The 522-nt window shown below is 51.0% G+C and carries 1 pseudogene; it reads left to right on the top strand.

Annotation, left to right across the window (positions count from 1 at the left end):
- Positions 1 to 522: pseudogene (locus tag R7R24_RS30295) on the top strand (substrate-binding domain-containing protein); the annotation flags it as partial.

Raw genomic sequence — 522 nt, 5'->3', positions numbered from 1 at the left:
GGCATGGGAGACGCCGCTATGTAACATGGCTACCTCGTACTGCTCGGTGACAGCGGCCAGCAGAAAAAGCGTGAAAGCTCGTTTGTGAATCTAGTGTTCACCAAACAAGCCGATGGCATGTTACTGCTTGGCACCGACCTGCCATTTGATGTCAGCAAGCCAGAACAGAAAAACCTGCCACCAATGGTCATGGCTTGTGAGTTTGCGCCAGAGCTAGAATTACCAACCGTGCACATTGACAACCTAACGTCTGCTTTTGAAGCGGTCAATTACCTAACTCAACTTGGCCATAAACGCATAGCACAAATTTCAGGGCCAGACACAGCGGTATTGTGCCAGTTCCGCCAGCAAGGTTATCAACAAGCCTTGCGTCGCGCGGGGATCAGTAAAGACCCACAATACAGCGTTATCACTGAGTTTTCTTTTGACGGCGGCGCGAAAGCTGTACGTAAGTTGCTAGAACTTCCAGAGCCACCAACTGCGATTTTCTGCCACTGCGACACCATGGCAATCGGCGCAATC

This window comes from Vibrio sp. 704 (genome assembly GCF_033339295.1).
Note: the sequence above shows the minus strand (reverse complement) of the source record. Positions and strands in the feature narration are given on the sequence as shown.